This window comes from Enterobacteriaceae bacterium Kacie_13, assembly GCA_013457415.1.
In the GTDB taxonomy this organism is placed as follows: Bacteria; Pseudomonadota; Gammaproteobacteria; order Enterobacterales; family Enterobacteriaceae; genus Rahnella.
This window is the reverse complement of record CP045665.1, coordinates 3644373-3658527: the sequence shown is the minus strand read 5'-3', so window position 1 is coordinate 3658527 and position 14155 is coordinate 3644373. Positions and strand designations below refer to the sequence as shown.

General features: G+C 50.2%; 9 protein-coding genes, 2 tRNA genes and 3 rRNA genes. 8 read left to right on the top strand and 6 right to left on the bottom strand.

Features of this window, described 5'->3' with window-relative positions; all coding sequences use genetic code 11:
• Positions 1–42 precede the first annotated feature (42 nt).
• The 6 genes from proS to metN all read right to left on the bottom strand — a co-directional run bounded on the left by proS (position 43) and on the right by metN (position 5714).
• On the bottom strand, positions 43–1761 hold the full coding sequence (proS, locus tag GE278_16680; GenBank protein ID QLK62304.1) for a proline--tRNA ligase: 1719 nt from the start codon (positions 1759–1761) through the stop codon (positions 43–45).
• A 118-nt stretch (positions 1762–1879) separates the two neighbouring features.
• Positions 1880–2587: a tRNA (N6-threonylcarbamoyladenosine(37)-N6)-methyltransferase TrmO gene (gene tsaA, locus GE278_16675; GenBank protein ID QLK62303.1), complete on the bottom strand. Its 708-nt coding sequence runs from the start codon at positions 2585–2587 to the stop codon at positions 1880–1882.
• Entirely contained in the window at positions 2584–2991 is a 408-nt protein-coding gene (rcsF, locus tag GE278_16670) for an Rcs stress response system protein RcsF (GenBank protein QLK62302.1), read from the bottom strand. Before rcsF ends, tsaA begins: the two co-directional genes overlap by 4 nt.
• Before the next feature lie 166 nt (positions 2992–3157).
• Positions 3158–3973, bottom strand: coding sequence for a MetQ/NlpA family lipoprotein (locus tag GE278_16665; protein ID QLK62301.1), 816 nt, complete (start codon positions 3971–3973; stop codon positions 3158–3160).
• Between the two features lie 63 nt (positions 3974–4036).
• Complete coding sequence (gene metI, locus GE278_16660; protein ID QLK62300.1) at positions 4037–4690, bottom strand: methionine ABC transporter permease MetI; 654 nt, start codon at positions 4688–4690, stop codon at positions 4037–4039.
• Entirely contained in the window at positions 4683–5714 is a 1032-nt protein-coding gene (metN, locus tag GE278_16655) for a methionine ABC transporter ATP-binding protein MetN (GenBank protein ID QLK62299.1), read from the bottom strand. Before metN ends, metI begins: the two co-directional genes overlap by 8 nt.
• A gap of 179 nt (positions 5715–5893) precedes the next feature.
• Between metN and gmhB the strand changes: the two genes are divergently transcribed.
• The 8 genes from gmhB (at position 5894) to GE278_16615 (ending at position 14154) form a co-directional block, all read left to right on the top strand.
• On the top strand, positions 5894–6460 hold the full coding sequence (gene gmhB, locus GE278_16650; GenBank protein QLK62298.1) for a D-glycero-beta-D-manno-heptose 1,7-bisphosphate 7-phosphatase: 567 nt from the start codon (positions 5894–5896) through the stop codon (positions 6458–6460).
• A gap of 410 nt (positions 6461–6870) precedes the next feature.
• Positions 6871–8422 (top strand): 16S ribosomal RNA (locus tag GE278_16645).
• 135 nt (positions 8423–8557) lie between these two features.
• Positions 8558–8633 (top strand) — tRNA-Glu (locus tag GE278_16640).
• 215 nt (positions 8634–8848) lie between these two features.
• Positions 8849–11784: ribosomal RNA gene (locus tag GE278_16635) — 23S ribosomal RNA — on the top strand.
• A gap of 117 nt (positions 11785–11901) precedes the next feature.
• Positions 11902–12017: ribosomal RNA gene (gene rrf, locus GE278_16630) — 5S ribosomal RNA — on the top strand.
• The 16S, 23S and 5S rRNA genes sit together here with 2 tRNA genes alongside, the layout of an rRNA operon.
• A gap of 87 nt (positions 12018–12104) precedes the next feature.
• Positions 12105–12181: transfer RNA gene (locus GE278_16625), tRNA-Asp, on the top strand.
• Positions 12182–12616: 435 nt separating this feature from the next.
• Positions 12617–13342, top strand: a complete 726-nt coding sequence (locus GE278_16620; protein ID QLK62297.1) for a beta-ketoacyl synthase — start codon at positions 12617–12619, stop codon at positions 13340–13342.
• Positions 13343–13389: 47 nt separating this feature from the next.
• On the top strand, positions 13390–14154 hold the full coding sequence (locus GE278_16615) for a 1-acyl-sn-glycerol-3-phosphate acyltransferase (protein ID QLK63321.1): 765 nt from the start codon (positions 13390–13392) through the stop codon (positions 14152–14154).
• Position 14155 lies beyond the last annotated feature (1 nt).

Sequence of the window (14155 nt, the reverse complement as noted above, 5' to 3'; positions counted from 1 at the left end):
CTCATGCGGGCATTTTTATCTACAACGATCTATTGCCGATCCTTAACGCGGGATCTGGCTCAGCAGATAAGAAACGATATCACTTTGTTTGATCATTTGTTTTTCACCGCTGCGACGGTTCTTGTATTCCAGCTCTTCAGCGTCCAGATTACGATCGCCAATCACGACGTGATGCGGAACACCGATCAGTTCCATATCAGCAAACATCACGCCCGGACGTTCTTTACGATCGTCGAGGATCACGTCAATGCCGTGTGAGCGCAGTTCTGCATATAACGCTTCTGCCGCATCTTTCACGCGGAAAGATTTGTGCATGTTCATTGGCAGAATAGCGACCTGGAACGGAGCAATAGCATCTGGCCAGATGATACCGCGGTCGTCGTGGTTTTGTTCGATAGCGGCGGCAACCACACGGCTTACCCCAATACCGTAACAACCCATGGTCATTACCTGATTACGGCCATCTTCACCCTGAACAGTTGCATTCATCGCTTCTGAATACTTGGTGCCCAGCTGGAAGATATGACCGACTTCGATACCGCGCTTGATTACCAGAGAACCCTGACCATCCGGGCTCGGATCGCCAGCCACTACGTTACGCAGATCCGCCACTTCTGGCAGCGCAGCGTCGCGATCCCAGTTAATGCCGAAATAATGTTTGCCGTCGATGTTGGCTCCCGCGCTGAAATCGCTCATGGCAGCAACCGTACGGTCAACAACAACTGGCATTGGCAGTTTGATCGGGCCGAGTGAACCCGGGCCAGCCGCAACGATTTCACGGATTTCAGCTTCGGTGGCGAAAGTCAGTGGCGCTGCGACGTGTGCTACTTTTTCTGCTTTAATTTCGTTCAGTTCGTGATCACCGCGAATCAGCAGAGCAATCAGTTTATGGCCGCTTTCGGCAGTTGCATGAACCATCAGGGTTTTCACGGTTTTCTCAACCGGGACCTGGAACTGTTCTGTCAGCTCGGCGATAGTTTTTGCATTTGGCGTTTCAACGATGCGCATCTCTTCAGTCGCCGCACCGCGAGGTGTAGTCGGGGCCAAAGCTTCTGCGAACTCGATGTTGGCAGCAAAATCTGAAGAGTCAGAGAATACCACGTCATCTTCGCCGCTCTGTGCCAGAACCTGGAATTCGTGAGACGCGCTGCCGCCGATAGAACCGGTATCTGCCAGTACTGCACGGAAATCCAGACCCATACGGTTGAAAATCTGGCTGTAGGCTGCGTACATCGCATCATAAGTTTCCTGCAAAGATTCCTGCGTCGTGTGGAACGAGTAGGCATCCTTCATCAGGAATTCACGGGAACGCATCACACCAAAGCGTGGACGAACTTCGTCGCGGAATTTGGTCTGGATCTGGAAGAAGTTCAGCGGCAACTGTTTGTATGAGCTGACTTCATTACGGATCAGGTCGGTAATAACTTCTTCATGGGTCGGACCCAGTACGAACGGACGATCGCCGCGGTCAACAAAACGCAACAATTCTGGGCCGTACTGCTCCCATCGTCCACTCTCCTGCCACAGGTCGGCGGGCTGAACCACGGGCATCGAGACTTCGATGGCGTTCGCGTTGTTCATTTCTTCGCGCACGATGTTTTCAACTTTTCTGAGAACACGCAAGCCAGTCGGCAGCCAGGTGTACAGGCCGGAAGCCAGTTTGCGGATCATCCCCGCACGCAACATCAGCTGATGGCTGATAACTTCTGCGTCGGCTGGCGTCTCTTTCAGAGTAGAGAGCAGATATTGAGTAGTACGCATGATGTGTTGATTCCGTTAGTACTGCAAATTGCAATCAGGCGGCTAAAAGCCGCCAAAACGTAAAAAGTGGTTTAGTTTACCAGCGAGTTGATGTTGTCAAAAGAGACGCAGAGGAAAATTAGTCTTTGTCGAGCGACAATACCTGATTCACAGAGCCAGCAACCCGCCAGCGGACATTAAACTCAAGCAGGCGAACGGCGTAATCACGCTCGGTGGCTTCGCCCTTGCGATAGGCCGGACGAGGATCTTGCCCCAGCACTTGCGTGATGAAGCGGCGCAGGTGAGGGTACTGATGGACGTGGTCGGCCAGTTGCTTTTCAGCCTGCGGCAAGAATTCTACCGCCATATCGGCCTCTGGCGCGTGCTGAGCAAAGCCTGCACGCGCATCCGGGTAGCTTTCCGCAAAGGGCAGATACGGTTTGATATCTATCACCGGTGTGCCATCGACCAGATCCAGACTGCCGAGCTGCAGAATGACGTTTTGCCCCTGACAGTGGATCCCTTTCAGCTCAACCAAAGACATCCCTAGCGGATTGGGCCTGAAGGTTGAGCGTGTGGCAAATACACCGGTTCGCGCGTTACCGCCGAGGCGGGGAGGGCGCACTGTCGGACGCCAGCCACCGTCCATCGTCTGGTGAAAAATAAACATCACCCAGAGATGGCTGAATTCTTCCAGCCCGCGAATGGCTTCGGGCTGGTTATAAGGCGCGTGCAAATGTAATTCACCGCCGCCATCCTGAATAAGACCAGGCTGGCGGGGGACAGCAAATTTCTCTTTATAGGGCGAATGGATGGTCCCTATTTGCTCAAAAGAAAATGAGGTCATTTAAAGGTGACGTTCAGGGCAGAGCCCTGACAAATTGCCTGCTGGAAGCAGCCCGGTACACCGCCAAGGATCTGGCACTGATGTAAAAGCACTGCGTTGGCTTTCATATAGGACGCCCGGGTCAGCATTCTTTTACGTGCTGTGGGCAGGCTCGGCGGAGCGTCATTCTGATCGGACTGACATGATTCCCCAGAGACTTCGCCTAAGTCACGGAATGGTGTGCCGACCAGTGCCTCTGCATCTTTATACAGTTTTACTGGCGCAGGGCGAACTGGAGCCGGTTTTGGTTTAACGGGTTTTGGCTCTTCTTTAACAACAGGTGCAGTGGTTGTTGGCTGTGTGTGTTGAGTCAGGGAACAACCCGCCAGCAAAAGTGCCGACAAACAGAGAGGTAAAGCACGCATGGTAAATCCTCTGCTTTTTAATATGTTTACAGGAATGAATGTGGCGTTATTGAACCAAGGTATTGAGAAAATAACAAGGCGGGCATATGCCCGCCTTGTACTTATTTATGAAATCTAGATTTCATTGGAATTTTCAGGCGTTACACTGAGTTCCTGAAGAGCAGAATTACCAGCCTTTCACTGCGCCGCCGTTGAAGATTTTATTCGCCGCAGCGTTCACTTCATCAGACTGGTAAGCCTGAACGAATTTCTTCACGTTTTCAGCGTCTTTGTTATCTTCGCGAGCAACAATCAGGTTCACATACGGTGAGTTTTTATCTTCAACGAAGATACCGTCTTTCTCTGGTGTCAAGCCAATCTGGCTGGCATAAGTGGTGTTGATCACCGCCAGTGCAATTTTGGCATCATCGAGTGAACGTGGCAGTTGGGGGGCTTCCAGCTCAACCAGTTTCAGGTTTTTAGGGTTCTCAGTCACATCAAGAACGGTTGGCAGCAGGCCAACGCCGTCTTTCAGTTTGATCAAACCTTGTTTTTGCAGCAGCAGTAAAGAACGGCCGAGGTTAGTAGGATCGTTTGGCAATGCAACCTGATCGCCTTCTTTCAGTTCATCAATAGATTTGATTTTCTTGGAATAGCCCGCGATTGGGTATACGAAGCTGTTACCGACCGGCACCAGTTTGTAACCACGGTCTTTGATCTGCTGATCCAGATAAGGTTTGTGCTGGAAGGCGTTAACGTCGATATCACCTTTGCTCAGCGCTTCGTTCGGCAGAACGTAATCGTTGAAGGTCACCAGTTCAACGTCCAGGCCGTATTTTTCTTTCGCTACTTTTTGTGCAACTTCAGCTACCTGCTGCTCAGAACCGACAATCACGCCCACTTTAATATGGTTTGGATCTTGTTCTTTGGGTCCGCAGCCCACTAAAGCCAGCGATCCCAGAAGCGCGCCGACGACAGCAATGGATTTAAATTTGTTTGACATGTCCTTTCCTCAATAAGCGGATAAAAATCATTCGCAGGGTTACGTTTTACAGTTGTTATTTCGTTATTTATGCGTGACCGCTTTTACGATGCGGTCACCACAAAACTGAATTAAATACACTAAAACTACTAACAGGACCAATACCGTGTTCATGACAGTCGCGTCATAACCGATATAACCATACTGATAACCAATCTGTCCCAGACCGCCGGCACCTACTGCACCGCCCATCGCGGAATAGCCGACCAAAGTGATCAGAGTAATAGTGGCCGCGTTAACCAGACCCGGCAAGGCTTCCGGTAACAGAATTTTGCGGATGATTTGCATTGGTGTAGCACCCATTGCACGGGAAGCCTCAACCAGACCGCTTGGAATTTCCAGCAGCGCATTCTCCACCATACGTGCGATAAATGGCGCAGCGCCCACGGTCAGCGGAACAATTGCTGCCTGCAAACCGATGGAGGTGCCTACAATCACGCGGGTGAATGGAATCATCCAGACCAGCAGGATAATAAAAGGAATCGACCGGAAAATGTTCACCAGCGCCGACATCACGCGATAGACATTTTTGTTCTCAGCAATTTGCCCCGGACGGGTGACGTACAACAGCACACCAAATGGCAGCCCGAGCGCAAACCCAAAGAAGCCAGAGGTGAGTGTCATAATGACAGTTTCCCAGATACCCCGGCCCATTAACCACATCATTGCCTCAGACATAACCGAGTACCTCAACTTTCACCTGATTCTCATGCAGGAACTCAATCGCTGCCTGAGTGTTTTCTTCTGAACCGTGCATTTCTGTCAGCATAATCCCGAACTTCACGCCACCGGCATAATCCATCTGAGCACTGATAATATTATTGTTTACATCAAAGCGTCGTACGGCTTCAGAAAGCAGCGGGGCATCCACTGACTGACCGGTAAACTCCAGACGTAATAAAGGCACACGGCCTTGTTCTGGCGCAGGCACCAGACGTACTGCGTAATCTTCCGGAATATCCAGATGCAGCGTTGATTGAATAAACTGCTGAGCTAGCGGTGTTTTAGGATGTGAGAACATCTCACTCACTTTATCCTGCTCGATGAGTTTGCCGTCGCTTATCACCGCAACCTGATCACAAATGCGTTTTACGACATCCATCTCATGGGTGATCAACAGGATGGTTAATCCCAGACGGCGGTTGATGTCTTTCAGTAATTCCAGGATGGATCGGGTGGTTGCCGGGTCCAATGCGCTGGTCGCTTCATCACACAGTAAAACTTTTGGATTACTCGCCAGTGCGCGTGCAATCGCCACACGCTGTTTCTGCCCACCGGAAAGGTTGGCAGGGTAGGCATCATGCTTATCTTCCAGTCCAACCAGTTTCAACAGCTCCGAAACGCGTTTTTTAATTTCAGCACCGGAGAGATTATCCAGCTCCAGCGGCAGTGCGACATTGCCAAAGACCGTGCGTGATGACAGCAAATTAAAGTGCTGAAAAATCATGCCAATCTGACGGCGTGCACGGGTCAATGCTTTTTCTGAAAAGGACATCAGGTCCTGACCATCGACCAATACCTGGCCCTCAGTCGGGCGTTCCAGCAAATTGACGCAGCGGATTAACGTACTTTTACCTGCGCCAGATGAGCCAATCACGCCATATATTTGTCCTGCAGGGACGTGAAGACTCACGTCAGAAAGCGCGATGATCTGGCGCGATCCCTGCTGGAAAACCTTGGTGATATTTGAAAGTTTAATCATATTATTTTTTATTGTGTCTTTTTGCCGTGACATGGTGAATTTAACTCTGCGAGGGCAACCCTCGAAGCATGTCGTGGATGCTAAGGCGTCTAGACGTCTAAGTCAACCAGGTTAACATTCTCACTGACCTTGAAAACATGCGATACTGATGGCGTTAATCAGCCATCAGGAGCAAATACGTGGCACAACCTGTTTCAGCAATCTTCCTAGACCGTGATGGCACTTTGAATGTCGATCACGGCTATGTACATGAAATCGATGAATTCCAGTTTATCGATGGTGTTATCGATGCCTGCCTAAAGTTAAAGGAAATGGGCTTCTTACTCGTGTTAGTGACGAATCAATCGGGAATTGCACGCGGCAAGTTTACCGAAGATCAGTTTATGACACTGACGGAGTGGATGGATTGGTCTCTCGCCGACCGTGGTGTCGATCTTGATGGCATCTATTTCTGTCCGCATCATCCTGACGGCTCTGTGAAAGAGTTTACTCAGATTTGCGACTGCCGTAAGCCTATGCCAGGGATGTTCTTAACGGCGAAAGAAGAGCTGAATATCGATATGGCTTCTTCTTATATGGTGGGCGACAAGCTTGAAGATATGCAGGCAGCTACCGCTGCTGGCGTGGGGACTAAGATTTTAGTGCGTACAGGTAAGCCTGTCACAGCGGAAAGTGAAAGTGCAGCAGACGCAGTACTTGAAAGTCTTGCTGCTTTACCTTCCTTTATAGCAAAAGCACTAAAATAACGGTCTTTGGGTAAAAAAACGGCAAACGAAATAAAACTGTGTTTATTCGCTTGCCATTAAAATCGAACTCCCTATAATGCCGCTCCATCGACAGGGAACAACGTGAACAACATCACGAAGTAACCGGGTCGGGAAAGATTAAAAAACAGCGGCATCCGGCGAAATAAACGGTTGACACTGAATGAGGAAAGCGTAATATACGCCACCTCGAGTTGCCAAGCGAAAGCGCGTAACTCACTGCTCTTTAACAATTTATCAGACAATCTGTGTGGGCACTCACAAGACGATATCAGCCACCTCGGTGGCAAAAAAATATCAAGTCTTAGAGTGACCAAGCAGTAATTCATTTAGTTGAATTATTACGAAGTAATCTTTGAGCACCGCTTAACGTGTTTAAGCAAATCGAACTTTTAATTGAAGAGTTTGATCATGGCTCAGATTGAACGCTGGCGGCAGGCCTAACACATGCAAGTCGAGCGGTAGCACGGGAGAGCTTGCTCTCTGGGTGACGAGCGGCGGACGGGTGAGTAATGTCTGGGAAACTGCCTGATGGAGGGGGATAACTACTGGAAACGGTAGCTAATACCGCATGACCTCGCAAGAGCAAAGTGGGGGACCTTCGGGCCTCACGCCATCGGATGTGCCCAGATGGGATTAGCTAGTAGGTGGGGTAATGGCTCACCTAGGCGACGATCCCTAGCTGGTCTGAGAGGATGACCAGCCACACTGGAACTGAGACACGGTCCAGACTCCTACGGGAGGCAGCAGTGGGGAATATTGCACAATGGGCGCAAGCCTGATGCAGCCATGCCGCGTGTGTGAAGAAGGCCTTAGGGTTGTAAAGCACTTTCAGCGAGGAGGAAGGCGCTGTAGTTAATAGCTGCAGCGATTGACGTTACTCGCAGAAGAAGCACCGGCTAACTCCGTGCCAGCAGCCGCGGTAATACGGAGGGTGCAAGCGTTAATCGGAATTACTGGGCGTAAAGCGCACGCAGGCGGTTTGTTAAGTCAGATGTGAAATCCCCGAGCTTAACTTGGGAACTGCATTTGAAACTGGCAAGCTAGAGTCTTGTAGAGGGGGGTAGAATTCCAGGTGTAGCGGTGAAATGCGTAGAGATCTGGAGGAATACCGGTGGCGAAGGCGGCCCCCTGGACAAAGACTGACGCTCAGGTGCGAAAGCGTGGGGAGCAAACAGGATTAGATACCCTGGTAGTCCACGCTGTAAACGATGTCGACTTGGAGGTTGTGCCCTTGAGGCGTGGCTTCCGGAGCTAACGCGTTAAGTCGACCGCCTGGGGAGTACGGCCGCAAGGTTAAAACTCAAATGAATTGACGGGGGCCCGCACAAGCGGTGGAGCATGTGGTTTAATTCGATGCAACGCGAAGAACCTTACCTACTCTTGACATCCACGGAATTCGCTAGAGATAGCTTAGTGCCTTCGGGAACCGTGAGACAGGTGCTGCATGGCTGTCGTCAGCTCGTGTTGTGAAATGTTGGGTTAAGTCCCGCAACGAGCGCAACCCTTATCCTTTGTTGCCAGCGAGTCATGTCGGGAACTCAAAGGAGACTGCCGGTGATAAACCGGAGGAAGGTGGGGATGACGTCAAGTCATCATGGCCCTTACGAGTAGGGCTACACACGTGCTACAATGGCATATACAAAGAGAAGCAAACTCGCGAGAGCAAGCGGACCTCATAAAGTATGTCGTAGTCCGGATTGGAGTCTGCAACTCGACTCCATGAAGTCGGAATCGCTAGTAATCGTAGATCAGAATGCTACGGTGAATACGTTCCCGGGCCTTGTACACACCGCCCGTCACACCATGGGAGTGGGTTGCAAAAGAAGTAGGTAGCTTAACCTTCGGGAGGGCGCTTACCACTTTGTGATTCATGACTGGGGTGAAGTCGTAACAAGGTAACCGTAGGGGAACCTGCGGTTGGATCACCTCCTTACCTAAAGATACGCATTGTGCAGTGTCCACACAGATTGTCTGATGAAATTAATGAGCAAGAGCACCTGTTGATGCGGTAAGGGAGACCTTACGCTGATGCGAAAAGTGCCAAGCCCTTTACGGGGTCTGGTGCGGATTTTTCGTGTCCCCATCGTCTAGAGGCCTAGGACACTGCCCTTTCACGGCTGTAACAGGGGTTCGAATCCCCTTGGGGACGCCACTCCGATAATGTGTGAAAGACATTATCACCTGAATATCTTAAAGATGACTTTAACGAGTCGTGTTTAAGATATTGCTCTTTAACAATCTGGAACAAGCTGAAAATTGAAAGATTACAGCTGAACATCACTCTCCGTAGAAGTACTGAGTGGTGCTTTTGTCTGTAATAGAGTCTCTCAAATAATCGCAGCGCGATGATGTCTTTAAGACACCTTCGGGTTGTGAGGTTAAGCGACTAAGCGTACACGGTGGATGCCTAGGCAGTCAGAGGCGATGAAGGGCGTGCTAATCTGCGAAAAGCGTCGGTAAGGTGATATGAACCGTTATAACCGACGATACCCGAATGGGGAAACCCAGTGTGTTTCGACACACTATTGCATGGTGAATACATAGCCATGCAAGGCGAACCGGGGGAACTGAAACATCTAAGTACCCCGAGGAAAAGAAATCAACCGAGATTCCCCCAGTAGCGGCGAGCGAACGGGGAAGAGCCCAGAACCTGAATCAGTTTGTGCATTAGTGGAAGCGTCTGGAAAGTCGCACAGTATAGGGTGATAGTCCCGTACACAAAAATGCACTTGTTGTGAGTTCGATGAGTAGGGCGGGACACGTGACATCCTGTCTGAATATGGGGGGACCATCCTCCAAGGCTAAATACTCCTGACTGACCGATAGTGAACCAGTACCGTGAGGGAAAGGCGAAAAGAACCCCGGCGAGGGGAGTGAAATAGAACCTGAAACCGTGTACGTACAAGCAGTGGGAGCCTACTTTGTTGGGTGACTGCGTACCTTTTGTATAATGGGTCAGCGACTTATATTTTGTAGCAAGGTTAACCGAATAGGGGAGCCGTAGGGAAACCGAGTCTTAACTGGGCGTCAAGTTGCAAGGTATAGACCCGAAACCCGGTGATCTAGCCATGGGCAGGTTGAAGGTTGGGTAACACTAACTGGAGGACCGAACCGACTAATGTTGAAAAATTAGCGGATGACTTGTGGCTGGGGGTGAAAGGCCAATCAAACCGGGAGATAGCTGGTTCTCCCCGAAAGCTATTTAGGTAGCGCCTCGTGAACTCATCTTCGGGGGTAGAGCACTGTTTCGACTAGGGGGCCATCCCGGCTTACCAACTCGATGCAAACTCCGAATACCGAAGAATGTTATCACGGGAGACACACGGCGGGTGCTAACGTCCGTCGTGAAGAGGGAAACAACCCAGACCGCCAGCTAAGGTCCCAAAGTCATGGTTAAGTGGGAAACGATGTGGGAAGGCATAGACAGCCAGGATGTTGGCTTAGAAGCAGCCATCATTTAAAGAAAGCGTAATAGCTCACTGGTCGAGTCGGCCTGCGCGGAAGATGTAACGGGGCTAAACCATGCACCGAAGCTGCGGCAGCGACGCTTAGGCGTTGTTGGGTAGGGGAGCGTTCTGTAAGCCGTCGAAGGTGACCTGTGAGGGTTGCTGGAGGTATCAGAAGTGCGAATGCTGACATAAGTAACGATAATGCGGGTGAAAAACCCGCACGCCGGAAGACCAAGGGTTCCTGTCCAACGTTAATCGGGGCAGGGTGAGTCGACCCCTAAGGCGAGGCTGAAAAGCGTAGTCGATGGGAAGCTGGTTAATATTCCAGCACTTGGTGTTACTGCGAAGGGGGGACGGAGAAGGCTAGGCTAGCCGGGCGACGGTTGTCCCGGTTCAAGCGTGTAGGGGGTGTGACTTGGTAAATCCGGTTGCATATTAACCCTGAGGCGTGATAACGAGCCACTACGGTGGTGAAGTAGTTGATGCCATGCTTCCAGGAAAAGCCTCTAAGCTCCAGGTAACACGAAATCGTACCCCAAACCGACACAGGTGGTCAGGTAGAGAATACTCAGGCGCTTGAGAGAACTCGGGTGAAGGAACTAGGCAAAATGGTGCCGTAACTTCGGGAGAAGGCACGCTGGCACGTAGGTGAAGAGACTTGCTCTCGGAGCCGAAGCCAGTCGCAGATACCAGCTGGCTGCAACTGTTTAATAAAAACACAGCACTGTGCAAACACGAAAGTGGACGTATACGGTGTGACGCCTGCCCGGTGCCGGAAGGTTAATTGATGGGGTTAGCAGCAATGCGAAGCTCTTGATCGAAGCCCCGGTAAACGGCGGCCGTAACTATAACGGTCCTAAGGTAGCGAAATTCCTTGTCGGGTAAGTTCCGACCTGCACGAATGGCGTAATGATGGCCAGGCTGTCTCCACCCGAGACTCAGTGAAATTGAACTCGCTGTGAAGATGCAGTGTACCCGCGGCAAGACGGAAAGACCCCGTGAACCTTTACTATAGCTTGACACTGAACATTGAGCCTTGATGTGTAGGATAGGTGGGAGGCTTTGAAGCGTGGACGCCAGTCTGCGTGGAGCCAACCTTGAAATACCACCCTTTAATGTTTGATGTTCTAACTCGGCCCCGTAATCCGGGGTGAGGACAGTGTCTGGTGGGTAGTTTGACTGGGGCGGTCTCCTCCTAAAGAGTAACGGAGGAGCACGAAGGTTAGCTAATCACGGTCGGACATCGTGAGGTTAGTGCAATGGCATAAGCTAGCTTGACTGCGAGAGTGACGGCTCGAGCAGGTACGAAAGTAGGTCATAGTGATCCGGTGGTTCTGAATGGAAGGGCCATCGCTCAACGGATAAAAGGTACTCCGGGGATAACAGGCTGATACCGCCCAAGAGTTCATATCGACGGCGGTGTTTGGCACCTCGATGTCGGCTCATCACATCCTGGGGCTGAAGTAGGTCCCAAGGGTACGGCTGTTCGCCGTTTAAAGTGGTACGCGAGCTGGGTTTAGAACGTCGTGAGACAGTTCGGTCCCTATCTGCCGTGGGCGTTGGAAGATTGAGAGGGGCTGCTCCTAGTACGAGAGGACCGGAGTGGACGCATCACTGGTGTTCGGGTTGTCATGCCAATGGCATTGCCCGGTAGCTAAATGCGGAAAAGATAAGCGCTGAAAGCATCTAAGCGCGAAACTTGCCTCGAGATGAGTCTTCCCTGTGGCTTTAAGCCACCTGAAGGGACGTTTAAGACTAAGACGTTGATAGGCTGGGTGTGTAAGTGCAGCGATGCATTGAGCTAACCAGTACTAATGACCCGAGAGGCTTAACCTTACAACACCAAAGGTGTTTTTAGAGAGACTCAGCTGCGCGCGAGCGTGGAGAAGTAGATTTTCAGCGAATGTTCCGAGATTGGTTCGTACGGCGGGGTGTGTATAGCACAATGCGGTATGGATGAAACAGAATTTGCCTGGCGGCAGTAGCGCGGTGGTCCCACCTGACCCCATGCCGAACTCAGAAGTGAAACGCCGTAGCGCCGATGGTAGTGTGGGGTCTCCCCATGCGAGAGTAGGGAACTGCCAGGCATCAAATTAGTTCCTTTTCCCCTGACAAGGAAAATAACAGGAACAAACTTGTATCAGACGTTTTCTGACGCGAGTGAAAGAACCGGTGGAGCGGTAGTTCAGTTGGTTAGAATACCTGCCTGTCACGCAGGGGGTCGCGGGTTCGAGCCCCGTCCGTTCCGCCACTAATTGCATAGACCCTGAATCGTAAGATTCAGGGTTTTTTGCATTTTTTGTGACTTTAGGTTTAAAGTACCTCTCTATTTCAATTCTCATGCACTTTTTCTGAGCAATATGCAGTAAAAAAAATTCATTAATGACTACCACTCATCTGATCACAAACAAAATAAACCAAATGAAATATTAAAATGATTATTTCTCTATTTCATGATTATTATTCTCTCTTGTTTATGATTAGTTTGATTAATTGTTAAAAATAACTCGTGCTATTTACCGGTATAATAGAGTTTTTTAAATTCTAATACTCAGTGATAATATATAAAGAGTACAACCACTTAAAAAATTTTCAATACGCCGTACCTTTCCGATAGATTGCAGATGCAACGCTCAATCAAATATCATAAAGTCTTAACTCGGCAAATTTATAAAGATAACTCATCATGAAATTCTCACTGGATATACTTGACTGGCGAGCTCTCGCTCCTGGAATCGACAAGTGCGAAAACTGGATCCAGTGGGCTAATCAGCCTGATATCAATGCGTTTTCCGGAGAAACCCCAAAAATATCCCAGATCCCGATGATGTCTGCTCGGCGTATGAGTATCGGTAGCCGACTGGCTGTGAATACAGGACTTTCATTACTCGCCTCGCATACCATTAATGCTGCCATTTTTACCAGTCGCCACGGTGAGCTCGAGCGCACAGGACGAATACTGCACGCGCTGGCTGATGAGCAATCGATTTCTCCGACAGATTTCTCGATGTCAGTACATAATACCGCTGCCGGCTGGCTGACGATTATTAGCAAGGATCCGCTGCCGGTCACATCATTGGCGGCAGGAAAAGACAGCTTTCAGCAGGGATTACTCGAGGCACAATCGATGCTGGCTGGCGGCGCTAACCGGGTAATGTTGATTGACTTCGAAGGTGAAATACCGCCGATGTATGACAAATCGGTGAATTCTGAGTTTTTACCTTATGCTGTAGGAATAATATTAGCCGCAGGTGATACATTGCAATGTAGCAACGTATCATCACCGATTGATAATGATGCGGTTACCATTCCCCAGAGTTTGCAATTCCTGCGGGGTTACCTTTCATCGTCTCCTTCCTTTAACGTCGATGCGGATACTCGTCACCGCTGGCACTGGGTGCGCACTTTGTGAGAAATATCTCTGTATTACCCCATGAAGTTTCTTCCCTTGCGAACAGGATGTGGCGATGGACAATAACGGGTCTCTTTTTCGCGCTTTTCGGAATTGGTGGGCTGTTGCTTTCTATCATATGGTTTAACCTGTTGCGGCTGATCGTCCATCAGCCGGAAAAGTTGCACCGTATGACATTGAACAGCATTCGTAACAGTTTCCGTTTCTTCCTTGGCGGATTGCGTATGTTCGGGGTAATGGACTTTCGGTTTATCGGAGAAGAGAAGTTTGAGCAGGACGCCGGTTGTCTGGTCGTGGCAAACCACCCAAGCCTTCTCGACTATGTGATCCTCGCATCGCGTATGCCACGCTGTGATTGCATTGTGAAGCAGGCTTTATTGCAGAACCCTTTTTTGCGTGGCGTTATTAAAGCAGCGGGGTATCTGGTGAATGCAGGTTCGGATGCTTTGTTACTGGCGTGCGAGGCACGTTTGCAGGCGGGTGGAACGTTATTAATATTCCCAGAGGGAACGCGCTCTTTGCCCGGCCAGCCGATGACTCTGCAACGTGGGGCCGCGAACATTGCGGTACGGGCGGGGAGCGATGTGCGAATTGTGCATATCTCCTGCCACCCGCCGATGCTGACTAAGCATGGGAAGTGGTACGAAATACCGCCTGTAAAACCTCAATTTGTCATTACGATTGCCGATAAAGTGAAAGCAATGGATTTTTTGGATGACCATGACCTTTCACCGGCCTTAGCAGCCAGGCGTCTGACACAGTATTTACGCACTGAACTGATGCGCAGTAATATTCAGGATAACGAGAAATAAG